Source organism: Mucilaginibacter rivuli, from assembly GCF_019391655.1.
Classification (GTDB): domain Bacteria; phylum Bacteroidota; class Bacteroidia; order Sphingobacteriales; family Sphingobacteriaceae; genus Mucilaginibacter; species Mucilaginibacter rivuli.
In genome coordinates this window covers 199610-219207 of the sequence record NZ_JAHXPQ010000005.1, presented here as the reverse complement: position 1 = coordinate 219207, position 19598 = coordinate 199610, and the positions used below count along the sequence as shown (strand labels likewise).

Annotated in this window: 13 protein-coding genes and 1 tRNA gene; 5 read left to right on the top strand and 9 right to left on the bottom strand. The window is 41.8% G+C overall.

Annotated features, from left to right (window positions below; all coding sequences use genetic code 11):
* Nucleotides 1-2: 2 nt before the first annotated feature.
* Entirely contained in the window at nt 3-1928 is a 1926-nt protein-coding gene (locus tag KXQ82_RS13595) for a DUF3858 domain-containing protein (RefSeq protein WP_219488939.1), read from the bottom strand.
* On the bottom strand, nt 1918-5220 hold the full coding sequence (locus KXQ82_RS13590; RefSeq protein ID WP_219488938.1) for a hypothetical protein: 3303 nt from the start codon (nt 5218-5220) through the stop codon (nt 1918-1920). The genes KXQ82_RS13595 and KXQ82_RS13590 overlap by 11 nt, the downstream gene beginning before the upstream one ends.
* Before the next feature lie 282 nt (nt 5221-5502).
* Here KXQ82_RS13590 and KXQ82_RS13585 point away from each other — a divergent pair, with 282 nt between their 5' ends.
* Nucleotides 5503-7308, top strand: a complete 1806-nt coding sequence (locus KXQ82_RS13585) for a glycoside hydrolase family 31 protein (protein WP_219488937.1) — start codon at nt 5503-5505, stop codon at nt 7306-7308.
* A 68-nt stretch (nt 7309-7376) separates the two neighbouring features.
* Here the strand turns inward: KXQ82_RS13585 and KXQ82_RS13580 are convergent.
* A tRNA-His gene (locus KXQ82_RS13580) sits at nt 7377-7450 on the bottom strand.
* A 116-nt stretch (nt 7451-7566) separates the two neighbouring features.
* Between KXQ82_RS13580 and KXQ82_RS13575 the strand changes: the two genes are divergently transcribed.
* The gene (locus KXQ82_RS13575) at nt 7567-9660 is read left to right on the top strand and encodes a heavy metal translocating P-type ATPase (RefSeq protein ID WP_219488936.1); all 2094 of its coding nucleotides are present in this window, start codon (nt 7567-7569) and stop codon (nt 9658-9660) included.
* A 61-nt stretch (nt 9661-9721) separates the two neighbouring features.
* Here the strand turns inward: KXQ82_RS13575 and accD are convergent, their stop codons facing one another.
* The 4 genes from accD to KXQ82_RS13555 form a co-directional block, all read right to left on the bottom strand.
* Nucleotides 9722-10567 (bottom strand): acetyl-CoA carboxylase, carboxyltransferase subunit beta, encoded by an 846-nt coding sequence (gene accD, locus KXQ82_RS13570; RefSeq protein WP_219488935.1) that lies wholly within the window; start codon nt 10565-10567, stop codon nt 9722-9724.
* 106 nt (nt 10568-10673) lie between these two features.
* Nucleotides 10674-11810 (bottom strand): hypothetical protein, encoded by a 1137-nt coding sequence (locus tag KXQ82_RS13565; protein ID WP_219488934.1) that lies wholly within the window; start codon nt 11808-11810, stop codon nt 10674-10676.
* A complete protein-coding gene (locus tag KXQ82_RS13560; RefSeq protein WP_219488933.1) occupies nt 11803-12258 on the bottom strand; it encodes a tetratricopeptide repeat protein in 456 nt (151 codons plus the stop codon). The genes KXQ82_RS13565 and KXQ82_RS13560 overlap by 8 nt, the downstream gene beginning before the upstream one ends.
* A 9-nt stretch (nt 12259-12267) precedes the next feature.
* Nucleotides 12268-13257: an SPFH domain-containing protein gene (locus tag KXQ82_RS13555; protein WP_219489082.1), complete on the bottom strand. Its 990-nt coding sequence runs from the start codon at nt 13255-13257 to the stop codon at nt 12268-12270.
* A 197-nt stretch (nt 13258-13454) separates the two neighbouring features.
* Here KXQ82_RS13555 and fbaA point away from each other — a divergent pair, with 197 nt between their 5' ends.
* The 3 genes from fbaA to KXQ82_RS13540 all read left to right on the top strand — a co-directional run bounded on the left by fbaA (nt 13455) and on the right by KXQ82_RS13540 (nt 15518).
* Nucleotides 13455-14534, top strand: coding sequence for a class II fructose-bisphosphate aldolase (gene fbaA, locus KXQ82_RS13550; RefSeq protein WP_219488932.1), 1080 nt, complete (start codon nt 13455-13457; stop codon nt 14532-14534).
* A gap of 83 nt (nt 14535-14617) precedes the next feature.
* Nucleotides 14618-15106, top strand: coding sequence for a low affinity iron permease family protein (locus KXQ82_RS13545; protein ID WP_219488931.1), 489 nt, complete (start codon nt 14618-14620; stop codon nt 15104-15106).
* Entirely contained in the window at nt 15096-15518 is a 423-nt protein-coding gene (locus KXQ82_RS13540; protein ID WP_219488930.1) for a GNAT family N-acetyltransferase, read from the top strand. Before KXQ82_RS13545 ends, KXQ82_RS13540 begins: the two co-directional genes overlap by 11 nt.
* Before the next feature lie 68 nt (nt 15519-15586).
* Here the strand turns inward: KXQ82_RS13540 and KXQ82_RS13535 are convergent, their stop codons facing one another.
* Both KXQ82_RS13535 and secDF read right to left on the bottom strand, forming a co-directional pair.
* Nucleotides 15587-16453, bottom strand: coding sequence for a hydroxymethylglutaryl-CoA lyase (locus tag KXQ82_RS13535; RefSeq protein WP_219488929.1), 867 nt, complete (start codon nt 16451-16453; stop codon nt 15587-15589).
* An 85-nt stretch (nt 16454-16538) separates the two neighbouring features.
* Nucleotides 16539-19532, bottom strand: a complete 2994-nt coding sequence (secDF, locus tag KXQ82_RS13530; protein WP_219488928.1) for a protein translocase subunit SecDF — start codon at nt 19530-19532, stop codon at nt 16539-16541.
* Nucleotides 19533-19598: the final 66 nt, after the last annotated feature.

Here is a 19598-nt window from a genome sequence, read left to right as displayed (position 1 = left end):
TATTATATTTTGGATAGGCTTAAGGTTTCTTTGTATTGCGGGAGCAGGTTTTCGAGCACCTTGTTCCATTCTTCAAACTGGTCGTTTGTTATCAGCAGGTTCTCGTTATCAAAATCCTGGGTCAATATAACGTAGTTGCCTTTTTGGCTATACTCCAAATTAAAACCCCACACTTTATTACGGAAGGTTTTGCTTGGCGGCAGGTAGCTAAGTTTATAACCTTGGGGTATTTTTAGCATGGTAACATACTTGCGTATATATTTAAAGTTATACTCAATGGGCGTTTTCCTTTTCGGGAAATCTATCTGCTGGTCTAAACAAAGCTTAAACAGGTTAAGGTTAAGGTAATAATCGTTACCTATTTTCTTGGCATAATCGGGCAGGGTAAAATCGCCATAAAGGGCTATCTCATTATTAGGCAGGGTTTTGTCTATCCTAAAGGTATCCAACAAAAACTTGTTCGAGCCACGGCTGAACATGCCTTTAAGATGGTCGTGCATATCTTTCTGTTTCCAGTACATCATACCGCCATACATGTTCATGGCGTAGTAGCCCTTCAGGTTTTCTTTTATTTTGCCTTTAATACCGGTAGGAGTGAGCTCCATCCAGGTGGTATCAATTAACATATTTTTATTTTTTTCAACTATCGGGATGTTGAGTATCTTATATTCTTTTTCGTTTATTGATATCATGGCTTCCTTTTCCTGTATGCCGGCCGGTGTGGTGCCAAAAACACAGGTGGGGTCGGTGCCATCTAAAAATATGTACTTCCCGTTAAGGTTTATGGTACATATCATGTGGTTACTCACCAAGGGTAAAGGTACTTTGGTGAATTTGTAGGGCAGATCGCGCGTGCCGAGCCATGTAAAATATGCCGGTATGTTAACTACTTTAAGCATTTCAGTTAAAATGCTTGCCATATCCTTACAATCGCCAAAGCGCCTGCTGCAAACAAGGCCGGCATCCCGTGGTACAAAGCCACCCATGCCATCTTCAAACGCTACGTATTTAATGTTGTGCTGCACCCACGCGTAAATGCTTCGGGCTTTGCTTTCGGGCGTAGTCAGTTTGTTGGTAAGCGAGTCCACAATATGCTTTAAACCGGGGTTAACAGTGGTGTTTACATCTTTTATAAAGCTGTAACTGAGTTTATACAGGTCATCATCATTTGAAAGATAAGATACGGTGTTACCGCTGCCGTCCTTATAATTTTCGATATAAAAAATAACATGAGGCGAATACCATGCATACTCCGGCGCATCAGGGTAACGCTTATCCGGAGGGCAGTTTTTATATTGAAAGGTGTAAACTTTATTACCATGTTTGTTATCGATATTAACTGCAATCTTATCGGTGTCAAGGCCTGTCAAAAAATATTTTAACGATATTTCTTTCGCTACAGTAACTTTTAGCTCGCTGTTTATGGCAGGCATAAAACCAGTAAAATAATAAGGAGATAACAGGTGCGGGTTAGTATTTTGCCATGATACCTGCAGGTTGCCTACCGCGCCGGGCTCAATTGCCGGAAAATTGAACGATGTTTCTTTCACATCATCGTAAAAAACAAAGCTCTCTTTATCGGTGCCTGTTTTAAACTCGGTTACCTTAATTTTTTTATTATCGGGAGTGCGTGTAAAGGCTTCGTAGGTTACCAGTTTCTGGAAATCGCTATGCGAAAAACCATAATTACCACTGTATGCGGTAGCGCTACCCAGCACGTATTCTATTTGCTGGAGCTCGCTGCTTTCAACATATGGCTGCCCGTTTTTTAAGCTAATATTGTACTGGAGCGATTTATTAAGCATAACTGCTTTTTCGCCGGGGAACTGTTTGCTTATTTGTTCAACAGTTTGAGCCAGTAAATTATTTGTGAATAACGAAATGGAAGTAATTACGCACAATAAAGCGATTAAAAACTTATTTCTCATTCTTCACAGCTATTAGTGTACCATAAGTATATACCATGGTTTTATCGTTTTTGCCGGCCGCGTTGTAGTATTTTGTAGGGCCATGGTTAGTGCCGTTTTCCAGTGTCATTTCTTTTACCAACCCACCCTGCTGATTAAACTCTTTACTAATACCATTCAGGTTATCGGTTAAATAGTAATACTCAGATTTGGGCTTTCCATCAGCATAATATTCCTTAAATACACCTTCGGATATACCGTAAACTTCGGTGTCTATTGATCGTAACTGGCCGTTAATGTAATATATTTTGTCATCGCCGTTTTTTACACCATCACTGTAAGTACATTCCCTTGATACTTTTCCATTCGGAAAATAAGCTTTAAGTAAGCCGTTTGTACTTTCAAGATCAATTACCGGTACCGGTTTTTCGTCTTTACCGAGATAGGAAAAAGCTACCGCATTGCCGTCTTCAAAAATAACTTCGTCAACCAATACACCATCAGGGTCATACTTTCTAACTGTGCCCTCAAGTTCATCATTTTTATATGGCGATACCAGGTCTTTATTACCATTAGGGAAGTAATAGGTTCTGTCGCCGTTTAACATGTCATTCTCATACATTTTAGTCAGGTACATCTTACCGTCTTCATCATAGTTTTTCCATAAGCCGGTTTTGTTACCATTTTTAAACTGGCCCTCTAAGTATTTTTTGCCACCATGGTAATAACTTACATAGGCACTGTCTTTAATGCCCTTGCGGTATACCTGTACGCTCTCTATACTGCCGTCAAAATAATAAGTTTTATAAGGGCCGTCAAAATCGCCATTAACATAATTTGCACGGGCGGTTACTTTCCCATCGGGTGAGTAAACAACATATTTACCCGTACCATTATAAAATGAATCAACAGCTATTACTTTTCCTGAGTGATCATACTGGGTCATTTTTTCGAGCCAGCCCCTGCGGTATTTTTGCTCGGTAGTTTTCAGGCCGTTGGGCCAATAATCTTCTTTATAGCCATTCAGTTCACCATCAAGGTAATAGTATTTAGCGGTTAAACGGCCTTGCTCATCATATGTATCCCATTCGCCCTGGTTTTGCCCGTCTTGTTTCCATCCTTCAGATTCTATCTTGCCATTGGTATAAAAGCTTTGGTAATAGCCATTAGCTTTACCATCTGTCATGTTCACTTCGGTTCTTTTTTTACCATTTAAAAAATAGGTAACAGAGGTGCCATTTAACTCGCCGCCTTTGTAATTATTGGTTTGATACACTTTTCCTGATCCGTAAAATACAGTATCAGGTCCTTCCAGGTCGCCTTTTTTATTATAGCCAAAGTGCGATTTTTTATGCCCCCTGGCAGTATAGCTGGTGATATCGATGGCGTTGTTTTTAAATTCGGATGAGCTTAGGATGGTGCCGGCTTTGCTGAAATATTGTGCTGATTTGATTACACCATTATCGTAAACATATTTTGAGAATAGCTTGCCATCTTTATCAAAATAGGTTATCTCGCCGTTCATTTTACCTTTTTTGTTTTCATACCTGCTCGACAGTTGCCCGTTATCATGAAACTCTTCGTGCGGGCCTTCTTCAACATCGTCCACGTAAGTGCGTGTTTCTTTTAACTTTCCGTTCTCATAGTAGTATTTCCATTGGCCTTGCCCCTTATCTTTTACATTTATACCATCTACCGAAAGGCCGCCGCTTTCATAATATAATTTAAATGCGCCTTCGGCCTTACCGTTCAAAAACTCTTCGGTTTGGTTAACCTTTCCGCTCTTAAAATACTCGGTTGACAGGCCTGTAATTAAGCCATTTGCATATGTATTGACCGCCATTAAATTGCCATTGGAATAAAACTTGCGTTCTTCGCCGTCTTTTTTGCCAAGTTTATAATGTACTATCGATTTTTTGCAGCCCGCGTAGTAATAAGTAGTCACCACACCCTCTACCAGGTCATTTACATAGGTTTCTTCCGATGAGATATTTCCATTCTCAAAGCGACCTAACTGTGGGCCGTTAAGCTTTCCGTTTGTATAATGCTCTTTGGTTTTTAGTTTACCCGAATTAAAATAGAACAGCCAGTCGCCTTCACGTTCGCCTGCAGCATTATACTCGCCTATCCCTTTCATGTTTCCGCCGGGGTAATAAAATTCCCAGTGGCCGGTAAGTGTTTTTCCTTTGTTTAATAATATGCCTTTGCCAACAAGCTTGCCGCTCTCAAAATAATATTTGCCGGTAACAGTATCGCGCTCTGCATAAGCTAATTGGCGTGTAGCACGTATCTGGTTAAAGTAATCGGCTGCATCGCTGGCAAATGCTTCAAGTTCTTTTTTGTTCCTTTTGGCATAATCTTCAATAGCCTTGATCTTCACATTTGAGAAGAGGTGATAAATAAAAGGCTCAAATTTATGATCATTAAATACGTGTTTGTAATAAGGCAGGTAATACTGTATATAAAAATCTTTATCAGTTTTGTTATATTCCAGTTTCTCAATTACAGCCTGTATTTGTCGGGATATTGGGTCGTCTAATGATATGATGGGCTTATATTGTTTATCGAGCGCAATTTTTGATAGTAAAATATCTTCTACTGCCTGGTAGTTTTCGTCGGGAGTTTCTGTTCTCTTGTTCTTAAAATTCAAAACCTCATCGGTGCTTTTTGAGATCTCGCTTAACAATGTGATAGCCCTTGAACAATACTTACCCTCCGGATTTGTTAAAAGGTAGCCAATGAGGCTAAGAAAGCCCGGTACTATTTTACCCTGTTTGCATGTGGCCAGCGCCAGTTGGAAATGCGCGCTGTACATATAAGGGTTTATAATAAGTGCTTTTTGAAACAGCAACTCGGCTTCGTGCGGTTTTGAAGCCAGCAATGCAACGCCCTTATTAAAATACAATAATGAAAAGGAAGGATACCTGGCAATGGCCATATCAAAAACCTTGATGGCCTGTTCTGTTTGGCCCATATCATTCAGCGTGTTGCCATAGGTATTGTAAAGCTCGGGTTCAAAATCACGCTGTTCTTTAAGGGAAAGAGCTTCCTGGCAATATTTGATGGCCTGGTTATATTGGCTGTCGGCCTCGCAGGTAAGTGCTTTTTCGTAAAGCGACCATACATAATTTGTATCGCTGCGGTTTATTTTGTTATATAATGTTAATGCCTGCTTATATTTTGCGGAGTCATGCAGAATGCCGCCTTGTTTGAGTAGCTCACCGGAGTTGATGAGTTCGATTTTTTGGGCGAAAGTAATTTGCGATAGAGCCATTAGCGATAAAAGCGCTAATAAGGGGAGGTAATATTTCATATAGTTTAATTCAACAGAGGCTGTAGGAGCCGAGGTGAAAATAATATTTTTTTCAATAATAAAAAAAAGTTATGGGTCACAAATTAAAAGCTTTTTAAGCTAAAGTTATATTTTTTGCTGTAACATAAATCGTTATGAAATAATATTTGGGGATGGGCGGTAACATAAAATATAATAAAAAAAGCTCCCGATTTTCACCGGGAGCTTTCAAAACTTACATTGATATTATTCCGCAAATAACCGCCATTCGGCCGTGGTGAGGTTTGAACCGTCTTCGGTTTTATGCATTCGGTAAAAGGTTATGGTATTTTCTGGGATAATTATTCAACCACACAATTTGAAGATAACGCTGCCGGGGCTTCCTTCACCTCCGAAGTAGGCGATGGCGTAGATTATTATTTTATATACGGCGGAAATGCCGATGGTGTGATTGCCGGTTTACGCAAACTTACCGGGCAGGCACCGATGTTTCCGCAATGGGTATTTGGTTATTGGCAAAGCCGCGAACGTTACAAAAGTCAGCAAGAAGTGGTTGGGGTGTTAAAAAAATACCGTGACCTACATGTGCCTATTGATGGCATTGTGCAAGATTGGCAGTACTGGGGCGTGGATGAAAAACAATGGAACTCAACTGAATTTGTTGGTCCGGGCTATCCCGATCCTAAATCTTTGATAGATAGCGTACATCAGCTTAATGCACACATCATTATTTCGGTGTGGCCATCGTTTGGCAATAAAACCAAAATATGGGCGGATATGAATAATCATGGTTATTTGTATAACAGTTACATTACCTGGCCCATAAACCCTGCAGTACAGGTTTACGATGTTTTTAACCCCAAAGCCCGCGATTTATACTGGAGTTACATGAACAAAAATATTTTTGCTTTAGGTATGGACGGCTGGTGGCTTGACTCGACAGAACCCGATCATCACAAAGAAAAACCAGGCGATGAAAATATACTAACCTATGATGGTTCTTACCGCAAAATGCGTAATGCTTACCCTTTGCTGCACACACAAGGCGTTTATGAACATCAGCGTGAAACAAGCGATGCCAAAAGGGTTTTTATATTAGCGCGATCGGCTTTTGCAGGGCAGCAGCGCAATGGCACAACGGTATGGTCGGGAGATATCAGGTCGGATTGGAAAGTGCTGCGCAATCAAATTTCGGGTGGATTAAATATCGGCCTGTCGGGCATCCCTTATTGGAACACTGATATTGGTGGCTTCTTCGAAAATGGCTTCTCTCGCCGCGGAACTAAGGACCCTGCTTACCAGGAGTTATATGTACGCTGGTTACAGTTTGGAACCTTTTGCCCTATGATGCGTTCGCACGGAACGGACGCTCCGCGTGAGATATACCAATTTGGGCAAAAAGGCTATTGGGCTTATGATGCGATAGAAAAATACATCAATCTTCGTTACCGTTTACTGCCGTATAATTATTCGAATGCCTGGGCGGTAACCAGTAATAACTCAACTATGTTACGGGCTTTAGTTATGGATTTCCCGAAAGATGAAAAGGCTTTGGATATTAATAATGAGTACCTTTTTGGTAAAGCGTTTTTGGTTTGTCCGGTTACTGATTCTATGTACACCAGCAAAGCGAGTGCTAAAACCACCTTTGATGTGGTTAAAACCCAGAGCGTTTATTTGCCTAAGGGTACTTATTGGTTTGACTTTTGGACAGGCCAGCAAAGCGTTGGCGGGCAAACTATTGAAAAGCAAACCCCGATTGATGTGTTGCCCTTATTTGTAAAGGCCGGGTCGATCATTCCGATGGGGCCGGAGTTACAATATGCAGCCGAAAAGAAAGCCGACCAGATGGAGATCAGAGTTTACCCCGGATCGGATGGCTCTTTTACACTTTATGAAGATGAAGGCGACAATTACAATTACGAAAAGGGTGCTTATGCCACCATCAATTTTAAATGGGACAATCTTCATCAAACATTAACCATTGGGAAAAGGAAAGGTGCATTTTCGGGAATGCTGAAGACCCGGAAATTTAATATCGTACTGACCGGAAGTAAAAAGGAATCAACCGTGACCTATAACGGGTTCCCCAAATTGGTACACCTTTAAGCAGCGTATAAAACGCTCGATAGTATAAAAAAAATGGCAAGGTTCTTTTTAAAGACCTTGCCATTTTGGGTAAATGATGGGGCTCGAACCCACGACCCTCGGTACCACAAACCGATGCTCTAACCAACTGAGCTACATCTACCGTTTTGGAGAGTGCAAATGTACAAATCTTCACCTTAATGTCAAACCGTTTTTTAAAATTACATTGTGCTTACGCTATTTATTTAGAACGGTTTTAAATACAGCTACCTTTGTAGCATGGCAAATGAGCAATTGATCGAACTAAATGTAACAGGCATGCACTGTAACAACTGTGCCATGTCTATCCATAAACTCCTTGAAAAGAGAGGGCTGCAAAATGTATTTGTTGATTTTGCGAGTGAAGAAGTTAAATTTTCTACTCCCGATGAAGGAACGCTTCCCGGAGTTATAAAAGATATAGAGGGCCTCGGTTTTAAGGTTGTTGATGATATAAATACCCATACCGAACACTTTTACGAGAAGGTAGAGAGCAAATTCATCTTCGCGCTGGTGTTTACGGTGCCGCTTTTGCTGCACATGGTGTTCCCCTGGCACTTATTACATCATCCCATAGTTCAGTTGTTTTTATGCCTGCCGGTATTTTTATTGGGCTGCTGGCATTTTGGTAAAAGCGCCATTAATTCCATAAAGGGGGGTGTACCTAACATGGATGTACTCATTTTTGTAGGCTCATCATCGGCTTTTGTATATAGTTTGATCGGTACACTGCAACATTTGGGTGCCGATTACCTCTTTTACGAAACCTGCGCCACCATCATCACACTGGTATTGTTGGGCAACGTTTTCGAAAAACGCTCTGTAAGTCAAACTACTTCGGCTGTAAAAGATCTGATAAAGATCCAAAAAGTAAGCGCCCGCCGTATATTAAACGGCGAGATTCAAAACATCAGCGCAAGCGAAGTACGCCCCGGCGATACCTTGCAGGTTAACGAAGGCGATAAGATACCCGTTGATGGCGAGATACTATCCGGAAATGCATCGGTTGATGAATCGATGCTGACCGGCGAGAGTATCCCGGTAGAAAAAGAAAAATATGCTACAGTTATCGGCGGTACCATTGTTCAGCACGGTAATTTTCAAATGCTGGCTACCAAAGTAGGCTCCAATACTGTGCTTTCGCAGATCATTGACCTGATGAAGAAAGCACAGGCGGCCAAGCCACCTGTACAAAAACTGGGTGATAAAGTAGCTGCCATATTTGTTCCGGCGGTTATCGCTATTTCCTTGCTTACTTTTATACTGAGCTATTGGGTATTCAGTATCACTTTCCAGGATGCCCTGATGCACGCCATTGCCGTATTGGTAATATCGTGCCCTTGCGCTATGGGTTTGGCCACGCCTACAGCCGTTATGGTGGGCTTAGGGCGCGCCGCTAAAAATGGCATCCTGATAAAAGGTGGCGATACTATAGAGGCCGTAGCGGGCGCAAAATATGTTGTGTTTGATAAAACGGGGACGCTTACCACGGGTAAATTCCGGATCAGCGAAATTAAAGTGGAAACAACAGACGATATAGAAACTATCCGAGGTATAATCCTCTCCATCGAAGAACGATCTAACCACCCCATAGCACTATCGTTAGTAACTGAGCTAAAATCCTTACCCCTAAAAAAGATCATCCTTAAAACGGTATCCGAGCAAAAGGGCTTAGGTATGCGCGCCGAAGATGTGGATGGTAACTCATATTTTCTTGGTTCGGGTAAAGATGTAAAGGGTACCGATTTTAATCTCTTCCTGTATCAAAATCAAAAATTGCTTGCCCAAATATCTATTGAAGATGAAATAAAACCCGAAGCGGCAAGGCTGGTATCCCAACTCAAAAAAATGGGTGTTGTGCCGATACTGCTCAGTGGCGACAGGCAAAGCAAGTGCCTCCAGGTTGCACAAACCATTGGTATTGATAAGGTACATTATGAACAGCTACCGGAACAAAAACTGGACATTATTGACATGTATAAAAAGAAGGGCAAAACCATTATGATAGGCGATGGTATTAACGATGCCCCCGCTTTAACGCAGGCTGATGTTGGCGTATCTATGAACGATGCCAGCCAGGTGGCTATCCAATCAGCCAAGGTAGTACTACTTAACGCCGATCTGCATTCGGTAGTGAATTTCCTGCAGATCAGCAGGCATACGCTCATCACCATCAAACAAAACCTGTTTTGGGCCTTTGCTTATAACGTGGTAGCTATCCCGATAGCGGCCATAGGTTTACTTAACCCAATGGTAGGCGCTTTCGCCATGGCTTTTTCGGATGTAGTAGTAATAGGGAACTCGCTGCGCTTAAAGCGGAAGAAACTATCTTGAAGAAAAAAAGTCATTCCCACGCAAGTGAAAATGACTTAATGATCAATGACCCAATGACTAATTAATTTGCCATTAATTTAAGGAATGTCGATAACTTATCCTTCATTTCCCTGCGGTCAACTATAAAATCTAAAAAACCGTGCTCCTGAACAAACTCCGCAGTTTGGAATCCTTTGGGCAGGTCTTTTTTAATCGTCTCTTTAATAACGCGCGGACCAGCAAAGCCAATTAAGGCACCCGGTTCGGCAATGTTTACATCGCCCAGCATAGCAAATGATGCCGTAACACCACCAGTAGTAGGATCTGTTAACAGCGATATATAAGGTATTTTAGCCTGCGATAACAATGCCAGTTTAGCCGATGTTTTAGCCATCTGCATTAACGAGAACGCAGCCTCCATCATTCGTGCACCGCCCGATTTTGATATCATCAGGAAAGGGATCTTATTTTTAATGCTGTAGTCGATAGATCGCGCTATCTTTTCACCAACAACCGAACCCATCGAACCGCCGATGAAGTTAAAATCCATACAGGCAATTACCAGGTCTTGCCCGTCAATTTTACCATGCGCGGCGCGTATGGCGTCTTTTAAGCCGGTTTTATTTTGGCTTTCAACTATACGGGCGGTATATTTTTTTGTATCGGTAAATTCCAACGGGTCGCCCGATGTGAGGTTCTCAAACAACTCGGTAAACTCGTTATCATCAAATAGTACCGAAAAATATTCTTTAGAGCCTACACGTAAATGGTAGCCGCAATAGTGGCAAACGTATTGGTTTTCAACCATCTCAGAATAGTGAAGCGGTTTTTTGCACGATGGGCACTTGTTCCAGATACCATCGGGTGCTTCTTTCTTTTCTTCGGTAGTAGTACTTATACCTTTTTCTTCTCTTTTAAACCAAGCCATTACGTATCCTTCTTAATGGATGCAAAGAAACAAATTTTTTCAATAGCATAACAGGCAAAATTATTGTTGATGCCTGATGCCATTACAATAATAACGCTTAGTACTATTAATTTTCGAATATGTTTTTTGTTTTGCCCGATAGTATATTATCAAGGCTTTTTTCTCTTATGGCTTTGTATCTTGAATAAGCTTTTGCTTCAAAGTACTTGTATAAAACAGTGCAACATGTTAGCGGTATAACTACACAAATAAGTACTGCCCTTATCATCCAATAGGTGCCCCACAAAGGACTAATCAACAGATTGTCATAAATGCCATGATCCAGGCCGTATTTTTTGTCAACGTATTCAGCTAACGCTATGCGCGCTATATAATATAAAAACCATAACACAAGGCCATTGCGAAAAACGTTTTTAGCTAATGAAAAAACTGAAAGGCCAAGAGCGGCAGCTTTTTCTCTTTCTCCAATCACCTCGCCCGAAACCTCGTCAACACATATAAGTTTTGGTTCGGAGAGAAAATACCGGTAATTGCATGTCCAAAGCGGATAATACAGCACATCTGACGATGTAACGTCGTATTTAAGATAATGCGTAATTTCGCCCGCAGCCGGGTTTTGTTGTTTCAGTACATCGTAAACAAAAGCAGCCGCTTTCATTTCCGCGGCATCATCCCAGGCCAGTTGTGGCGGTTCGGCATCTACAATATCTGTTTCAAGCTGGCTTATCTTGGTCAAAGGCACAGTTTGCACCGAAGTTCCGGCTTTGATTGTCAGTTCGGTTACAAGATCTTGCTCTGCCTGGCTTATCTGTTCTTCGCCGCCATATTTTACCACTGTAAAATCGCCGTGAACAGGATTGGCTGAATTTGCTACTTTGCCGTATTTGTCTGAAACGGAGTAAGTGCCGTCATAAGTTCCCTTAAAGGTGTAAACAGGATAGTAAACTTTGCGAAGTGCGGATATGGTACTCGCCATGAGTATGTTTACCGGCGTCATATTATCATCTATCAACCATTTTAATATTTTGGTTTTTATTTCCCTTACCTCATTGGTAAATACGATGGCTTTGGCTTCTGTATTAAAGCTGTCTTTAGCGGTCACAGCATCGTTCTTATCAAAAAGCGTTGTTTCGGCCCCGCAATACTCACAGGTAGCAAAAGTGGTGTTTGCATTGTATGATTGTATGGCAGCACCGCATTGGCTACAGCTTATATTGAGATGCGTGTTGGTTGTTTTATCCATTTTGATTTGTGTAGGTTGATATGGCTTTAGTTGCCAGGGAGTAATATGTTATTTTTTCGCCAAGGTCGCTAATAATGTAAGACTCGGGATAGTCCCGGAGTTTTTTCAACTCCTCAGTAGCTGCATCCGGCCTGCCTGTGGCCAGGTAACAGTTTATTAGGGCATAATGGCATTTGGCGGCTGTTCTGCCAAATTCGCAATTGTTATGTGTACTTATTTCGCCATCGGGATATCTTGATAAAACATCGTTAAGTGTAGTGATAGCCAGGCCAAACATATTGATATGGCAATAACATAAGCCAGCGTTAAATAAGGCATCATCTGCCAGATCGCTATCCGGAAACTCATCCACAAAATCAAGATATTTTTTTACGGCTTCGGTAAACAGGCCATGTTCAGTAAAATTATGAGCTTGTGCAAACAGCTCGCTTTGGGTTATTATTGACATTCTGTTTTATTATAAAAGCGCTAATAATTTAGATTTTTTCTCATCAAACTCGCTTTGGGTGAGTATGCCCATATCAAATAGGCCTTTCAATTCCTTTAACTTCTCTACCGGCGATTGTACCGGAGCGGCTTGTGCAGGCTGGGCCATTTGCCCCATGACTTGTTGTACCATTTGTGGCATCATAAAACCCATACCCAGGCCCAGGCCTTGTGTTATCATTTGTCCTGCTGCTGATGAGGGGTTTCCCGCAGCGGTTTCAAGTGCCATGGCGGCCTTGTATTTCATAAACTCGTCCATATCGCCAAGTGCAGATAAACCCGAACGCTGATCTATCATTTGCTGCACATTTTCGGGAACGGAAATGGACGATACATTAAAATCGTGAAGTGATAATCCCAGGTTTGCAAAATCAGCCTGGAGCGCTTCTTTAACGGCATCGGCTATCTGCGAAAATGATGCGGGCAGATCAATTACTGATTTTGCTGTGGCGCCTATTACCGAAGTTAACTTTGATAGCAGGATATTTTTTAAGTAGTCGGCAATATCCTTATCCTGGAACATGCCCGATGTGCCTACCATCTGGTTCATGAATACCCTCGAATCTGTGATCTGTATAGAATAGCTGCCGAACGCCCTTAACCTGATCAATTTAAATACTGTATCCGAAAACAATATCGGTTCTTGCGTGCCCCATTTAAGGTTGGGGAATATTTTTTTATTTACAAAGTATACCTCGGCCCTGAAGGGTGAGTTTGGCCCGTAAGCAAAGCTTGTTACCCATTTACCAATTTCGGGGATGTTTTTAGTTTCGAGCATGTACCTGCCCGCTTTAAACGTATCAACTACCTGCCCGTCACGAAAAAAGATCGCTTCCTGGGTGTCACGAACAGTTAGCTGCGATCCCCATTTTATCTCCGTTGGGCCGCTTTCGGGTACCCGTTTTACCATCACACTGCCAGAGTTATCTAAAAACTCTATTACGTCCATCAATTGAGGCATAATTAATTAGGTTTTTTTAAAGGTTTTAAGGCTAATATATGTTAATTATTAATCATAAAAAATATAGTGTTAAGAAAATCGGAAAAAAATACATCCATATTTTTTGTGGTTGAAAACAAAGTTATTTTATGATATTAAGCAGATTATATTGTTGGCTTTTTTCTTAATTTCGGAACGTAAACCAAAACACTCAAAACATGGATATCAAAAATTATAGGGGCGTTTTACACGGCGATCAGGTTCAGGAGCTTTTTGAGGCTGCTAAAAAGCACCAGTTCGCGTTACCTGCTGTAAACGTTATAGGTACTAATTCTATAAACGCGGTTATGGAAACAGCTAAAGCTGTTAACTCGCCGGTAATTATACAATTGTCAAACGGTGGCGCACAGTTTTACGCCGGTAAATCATTAGATAACTCAAAACTACAGGCTTGCATTTTGGGTGGCGTATCGGCAGCGCGCCATGTGCACTTGCTTGCCGAGCATTATGGTGTTGGTGTGATATTACATACCGACCATGCCGCGCTAAAATTATTACCATGGATAGACGGCCTGTTAGATCATGGCGAGAAATTCTTTGCAGAAACAGGTAAACCGTTGTTTTCATCGCACATGCTCGACCTATCTGAAGAGCCGATTGAAGAGAATATCGAAATCTCGGCCAAATACCTGGAGCGTATGGCCAAAATGGGTATGACACTTGAAATTGAATTAGGTGTTACCGGTGGCGAAGAAGATGGTGTGGATAACAGCGATGTGGACAGCTCACGCCTGTATACCCAACCCGAAGAAGTATCTTATTCTTACGAGCATTTGTTAAAGGTTAGTCCGCGTTTTACCGTAGCTGCCGCTTTTGGCAATGTGCACGGGGTTTACAAACCGGGCAATGTAAAATTGGAGCCAAAAATTCTGCATAACTCGCAGGAGTATGTGAAAAACAAGTTTAACCTTACTGCCGAAAAACCTATCAATTTTGTGTTCCACGGTGGTTCGGGCTCAAGTCAGGAAGAGATACGTGAAGCTATTTCTTATGGTGCGATAAAAATGAATATTGATACCGATATGCAATGGGCATTTTGGGAAGGCATCAAAAATTACTATCAATCAAAAGAAGGGTACCTGCAAAGCCAGATAGGCAGCCCTGATGGTGCCGATTCGCCAAACAAAAAGTATTATGATCCACGCGTTTGGTTACGTAAAGGCGAAGATCAGTTTGTTAGCCGCCTCAAAGCAGCTTTTGAAGACCTGAACTGTGTTGATGTTTACAGTAAATTGTAATACCTTATTATAATATATATCAAGACGCCGTGAAACACACGGCGTCTTTTTTGTTTAACAGTATATATTAAAACTGATTTAAAATGAGCAGTAATAAAAAAAACTTTTTCGAAGTATTTTCAAATTGGGCAACCAATGCCACGGGCAGTTCAACCGCTTTTATATTGGCCGCAGGTACCATTGTAGTATGGGCAGGCACAGGGCCGGTATTTAATTATTCAGAAACGTGGCAATTGATCATCAATACCGGTACTACCATCATTACTTTCCTGATGGTGTTTTTGATACAGAAATCGCAAAATAAAGATTCAAAAGCCGTTCACCTTAAACTGAATGAATTGATAGCCGCGCACCAGGGCGCCAGTAACCGTATGGTGAATATTGAAGATATCACCGAAAAGGAATTAGACCAGTTGCATAAGTTTTACGTGCGTTTATCTATCTTAGCCAAGCAGGAAGATGATCTGGGTTGCACACATTCGATAGATGCTGCGGATGACAACCATAGCTCAAAGTCGAAATTGATACAGGCGCATCCTATTAAACGCAATAAAAAAGCACATGTTGGTTGAAGTTAAAAAAGTAAGCAATCCTAACGATTTGGAAACAGTATTTGCCATACGCCGCGAGGTTTTTGTTGACGAGCAAAACTGCCCGCCCGAATTGGAATGGGAATATGAAGATGAATCGACCCATTTTTTAGCCAGGGTTGATGGTGTGCCCGCCGGTGCATCACGCTGGCGCAAAACCGACAAGGGCTATAAACTGGAACGCTTTGCTGTATTAAAACCCTTCCGGGGAAAAGGGGTAGGGCAGGCATTGGTGCAAGCTGTTTTAGATGACTTACCCGCCGATGCAACTTACGTTTATATGCATGCCCAAATACAGGCGGTTACTTTATATGAGCGTTTTGGATTTGTAAAAGTTGGAGCACAGTTTGAAGAAGCCGGGATACAGCATTTTACAATGGAGAGGATGAATTAACGCCTAAGAATGGCGCAGATGCATAGTTTAGGATTGCTTCGTGCCTCGCAATGACGCGCTGGATATTATTAGCGAAAGATTTGCTCCGAAAACTCCATAGCTTCAGCCCATTTATTCATATCAAGGTTTAACTCAACCCGTTGTTCCTTCTGTAAATAACTTATCAGGGTTTCCGTAGCGATGTTGCCTGTCAGGTCATCAGCCGCCATGGGGCAACCGCCGTAACCTTTTAATGCGCTGTCAAAATTAGTGCAACCGCTTACATAAGCCGCTTTAATTTTTCGGATACTGGTTTGTGGTGTGGAATGCAGGTGTACGCCAAATTCCGTTTCCGGGAAGTGTATAGACAAATGCCTGTATAAATAACCAATGTTTTCGGGTGTGGAAACACCGGTTGTATCCGATAGCATCAAGATGCCAATTCCTTCATCTGTCATTTTCTCCGCCCAACTTTCTACTATTTCCGCGTTCCAATCATCCCCGTAAGGGTTACCAAACGCCATGGACAGGTAAATGCGCAATTGCTTATTGTGTCGCCCGCAAAGCTCATGTATCCGCTTCACAGTATCAAATGAAGCCGCTATGCTTGAATTTGTATTGCGTTGCTGAAAGGTTTCGGATATGGAGAATGGAAAACCCAAATAAGTGATCTCATCAAACTTTACAGCATCTTCGGCGCCGCGTAGGTTGGCTATAATGGCCAATAGTTTAGATTTGCTATTGCCCATATCCAGTCGGGCTAAAACCTCTGCCGTATCCTGCATTTGGGGTATGGCTTTCGCGGATACAAAACTGCCAAAGTCAATCGTATCAAAACCTACCTGCAGCAACAGGTTAATGTAGGCGGCTTTTATTTCCGTCGGTACAAAATCATGCAGACCCTGCATGGCATCACGGGGGCATTCGGTTATTTTTATGGGAGATAGGCCTGTCATTACTTCAAACTTACAGCTATTAGATTTAAAAACAAAAAAGGCTCCCCGGTATGCCGGGGAGCCTGAATATCATATCGAGATATACTTAGCGCAGATCTTTTTTACCAAAGTCAACAATAACCGGTGTAGCCACGCAGATTGATGAGTAAGTACCGAAGCACACACCGATCAATAACGCGAACGAGAAGCCGCGGATAACATCGCCACCGAAGATGAATAACACGATCAACACGAACAATACGGTTAAAGCGGTAATAATGGTACGGCTTAATGTACTGTTAATAGCGTGGTTAATTACTTCTTTAGGGTCATCAGTTTTAGCATGGTGTAATTCAAGGAACTCACGTATCCTATCGAACACTACCACGGTATCATTGATAGAGTAACCAATAACGGTCAGTATCGCGGCTATAAAGGCCTGGTCAATATCTAACGAGAATGGTAGCACATCTTTAAATATCGAGAAGAACGATAGTACCATTAAAGCATCGTGGGCTGTTGCCACAATAGCACCCAAACTGAACTGCCATTTGCGGAAACGGATAAGGATGTATAATGATATGATCGCGATAGCGAATATTACTGAGTAAAAAGCTTTCAGCTTTAAATCGCTTGCTATGGTAGGCTCAACTTTTTGCGAGCTCATGATAGTGTATTTACCCGGTACTGCTACTAAACCTTTACGCAATTGGGTTTCTACTGTCGCATCTGTAGTTGGAGCATTCTCATCTATCATAAAGGTAGTTGTAATACGCACCTGGTTACCATCGGTACCATAAGTTTTTACTTCGGTCTCTTTGTTCAGGGTTGGTACAACTGCAGAGCGGATATCTTCGGCTGTAATTTTATTTTCGTAACGTACCAAATAAGTACGGCCACCTTTAAAATCAACACCGTAGTTAAAACCGCGAACACCCATAGATATTAAACCTGCCAGTATAAATAAACCTGAGAAGGTGTAGAATTTAAAACGGTTTTTAACAAAAGCAAAATTTGCATTTTTAAAGGTATGTGAACTCCATGGGTTAGAAAACTTGATCACCTTGTCTTTATTTTTCGATAACATCGCTTCGAATATTAATCGCGAGATCAAAATTGAACAGAACAATGAAGTTACGATACCGATCATCAATGTAGTGGCGAAACCACGGATAGGGCCCGAACCAAATACATATAATATAGCACCTGTTAAGAAAGTACTGATGTTTGAATCTAAGATTGATGATAATGCATTTTTAAAACCATCAGTTAAGGCAATGCGCATTGATTTTCCCTGCGCCAGCTCCTCGCGGATACGCTCATATATCAATACGTTGGCATCAACCGCCATACCCAATGTTAATACGATACCTGCTATACCCGGTAAGGTTAATACCGCGTTTAAGCTGGTTAACACACCCATCAAAAAGAATACGTTAACTAATACAGCAACGTTAGCTACTGTACCTGCACGGTTGTAGTAAGCTATCATAAACAGCAGTACCACAACAAAACCAACAACGCACGATAGTAAACCCGCGTTGATCGCTTCCTGGCCTAATGATGCACCCACTACCTCTTCGGCAACGATGTGTGCTGGCGCTTTTAAGCGGCCCGATTTTAATATGTTGGCCAAATCGCGTGTGGCCTCAACGGTAAAGCTTCCGCTGATAGATGATATACCACCGGCAATTTCGTTGGATACACGTGGTGCTGAGTAAACATTATCATCCAAAACAATAGCGATACACCTTTTCAAATCTTTAGATGCCGCTGCAGCGGTGATCTTTCTCCATTTTTCGGCACCGTCCGAGTTCATTACCATTACAACCTCAGGGTTGCCGGTTTGATCACTGCTTGGGCGCGCGTCTGATATTACATCGCCTGAAAGGGCAGGGCCGTTATTGGCACCTGATAAGCGCATGGCATACAAAGCGAATATTTTAGATGTTCCGTAAGGTTTTACATCCCATAATAATTTTGCGTTACGTGGTAGTACTGATAAAGCCTCGGGGCTATGCAGCATCGCGTTTATTTTAGCCGTATCTTTTTGAGCAGCCTCGCCAACAACAGGGCCCGGAGCTAAACCAGCCTGGCCGGTTGACGGATCGCGCTGAACGTTTGGTTGCATTAACGAGAACAACGGACTTGTATTAGCCAGGGCGTTCTTTTTGCTTAAGCCACCGGTATCAGCGCCTGTGCTTTTTTGTACTTTGCTTAATAACGATGTTTTACCGGTATCGGTTTTACCTGCGGCGGGTGTTGCCGGTGTTGCAACAGTTGCTGCTACTTTAGTGGTATCATCTTTTTTTGCTGTTTTAGCTTTAGCAGCTAATATTTTATCCAGGCTTTCTAAAGCAGGATAAATTTCACTGTTCTCAAAAGTTTCGTAAAACTCAAGGTTTGCCGATCCCTGTAACAGGTTACGTACACGTTCGCGATCAGAAACACCTGGCAACTCGATAAGGATACGGTTGCCTTGTTGCAACTGTATATTTGGTTGTATTACACCAAACTGATCTATACGGGTATTTAAAACCGTTTTAGCCTGACCAACGGCTACATTGGCCTGCTCTTGCAAATAAGCCTTAACCTCGCTGTTGCTCGCGCTGAATTTGATGTGCTCCTGGTTTTCTTTTGTTGAGAAAATAGCGGCAAGTTTACCGTTAGGTGCTAATTTTTCATATTCCTGTACAAACAGGGTAATATAATCGGCACTGCTGGTTTTAGCCAGCACGTTAGCGTTAGATATGGCTTTGTTAAAAGCAGCATCGTTGTTATTGTCAGATAACGACTTTACCAACTCGGCAAGCGATACCTGCATGGTAACATCCATACCACCCTTTAAATCCAAACCTAAAGCCAATTGCTTGGTTTTAACGTATTGATAGTTCCATTTCAATATCGGGTACACAGGTTGTGTGTCCATCGAATCCAAATAGGCCTTCTCTTTAATCAACCTGTCCTCAGGTTTGAAACGTTTAGCGTATTCAGCGGCATCGCCTTCCACTTTCCGGGCAACCCACGTAAACGAGAGCTGGTACAGACACACTATTGCCAGTAGAATGGCGAAAAATTTAATAACTCCTTTACCTTGCATTGTAAATCAAAAATGTATAATTAATAAGTCTATAAGCTTTTTTAACAAGACGGCAAATCTAATAAA